The following is a 1,421-nucleotide window of genomic DNA, read 5'->3' as shown; positions in this document are numbered from 1 at the left end:
TCACCATATCATCCGCATAACGGATTGATGTTTCGACAATGTTTGACGCTGGGGTTTTGCCAGTTATTCTAAATCCATCCTTATGGTATCTGTGAATACTTTCAATCCCGTTAAGAGCGATGTTGGCTAATAGGGGACTCACCACCCCACCTTGAGGAGTTCCTTGTTCCGGGAAATCGGGGTTGACCCCAGCTTTTAGGCATCGGAAGATTCCGAGCTTGATACCTTTGGGCGCAATTAAGTTGTCCATTATGGTGGTGTGACTAATCCTGTCGAAGCATTTTTCTATGTCGAGTTCGATCACTCGTTTTTCCATTCCATTACAGTAGCTTCTTAGATTGTTGAACAGGATTTTCTGTGCATCGTGCGCGGAGCGTCCGGCTCTGAACCCGTAGCTGTAAGCATGGAATGTTGCAACGCGCAAGCTGGTTCTAAAGCGTATTTAGCGAGGCATTGCCAAGCTCTATCCGCGATAGTTGGGATTTTTAGCATTCTGGTTGTCCCGTCCTTTTTTGGGATTGGGATTTCCCGTAGTCCTTGATGATGCCAATTACCTGCCGACTCTTTAAGTATTGTTTCTAGGTAGAAACGTCCTGTAAAGCCGAGAGATTTTACACCGTCAACACCTGCTGTTTTCTTGCCAGCGTTTAGCTGTGTTACTTGTCGAATTGCTAGGAATCTAGCAGCTTTGGATTTCAGAATAAGTCTTTGCAGAGACTGCGCTTTCCGCTTGTTTCCTGCTTGAACCGCTTTGAACACTCTCTTTTGTAGGCGAAATAAATCTTTGCGGAACTTCTTCCACGGTAGATTCTTCCAAGATTCACTGGTATTACTACTGTGTCTAATCATGCTCTGCTCTGTTGAGTGTTTTCTGAATACCTTGCGAAAATTACTTCGCATCCTACCCGTCTTGAGAGAGTTCCGTATCTCATCTTACCTACATGGAAATCGACGTATCCATGACTCTCAAGTCGTTTTTATTCGTTCCCTCAGATGATTGATTGTTCCGTTAGGTGTAGCCAATTTAACTATCAGAAACCCAAGATTCTGGACGCTATTGTGGAAATGATGCGTCGGGCTTTAGCTCTGATGAGGTCAGGGTTTTTTAAGTTATGCCCTGCCTAGGTGTAAGTTACTTTTTTAGGCTCGGTTTCACCGTAGGAACTCCCTGTTAGCACCAGTGTCAGCCCATAACAGCCGTCTGATTGTGCCCTGTTCCCAGCTTCACTCTCCAAGAATTGAGCTTGGTCGGTGTGAGCAGATAAGGAGTCACGCATGAATCTTGCGGGAAGGACTTGCACCTTCATCAATCTGAGAGTTCAGTGCTCAACCTAGGGGTCAAGTTTCACGCTCATTAGTTATTTACGGATTGATTACCGAGATTCACTAATCAACGAATCGCACTTCCACAGCACCTTCAA

At 45.2% G+C, this 1,421-nt stretch carries 3 protein-coding genes; all 3 read right to left on the bottom strand.

The genetic code is table 11. The features are described from left to right. Positions 1 to 424, bottom strand: a 424-nt coding sequence (locus QUB61_RS39435) for a reverse transcriptase domain-containing protein (protein ID WP_333136911.1), incomplete at its 3' end; no start/stop codon positions are given. After that, a complete protein-coding gene (locus QUB61_RS39430; protein WP_333136913.1) occupies positions 334 to 849 on the bottom strand; it encodes a reverse transcriptase N-terminal domain-containing protein in 516 nt (171 codons plus the stop codon). The genes QUB61_RS39435 and QUB61_RS39430, both read right to left, overlap by 91 nt. 272 nt (positions 850 to 1,121) lie before the next feature. Beyond that, complete coding sequence (locus tag QUB61_RS39425; RefSeq protein WP_333050788.1) at positions 1,122 to 1,277, bottom strand: hypothetical protein; 156 nt, start codon at positions 1,275 to 1,277, stop codon at positions 1,122 to 1,124. Positions 1,278 to 1,421 lie beyond the last annotated feature (144 nt).

The sequence above is a fragment of the Microcoleus sp. C2D2 genome (genome assembly GCF_036702495.1).
GTDB lineage: Bacteria > Cyanobacteriota > Cyanobacteriia > Cyanobacteriales > Microcoleaceae > Microcoleus.
This window is presented reverse-complemented; position numbering and strand designations above follow the sequence as displayed.

What these genes read in the sequence shown, in the direction of transcription:
- QUB61_RS39430 (WP_333136913.1), bottom strand. Translation starts at nt 849, where the DNA reads ATGATTAGACACAGTAGTAATACCAGTGAATCTTGGAAGAATCTACCG.
- QUB61_RS39425 (WP_333050788.1), bottom strand. Translation starts at nt 1,277, where the DNA reads ATGCGTGACTCCTTATCTGCTCACACCGACCAAGCTCAATTCTTGGAG.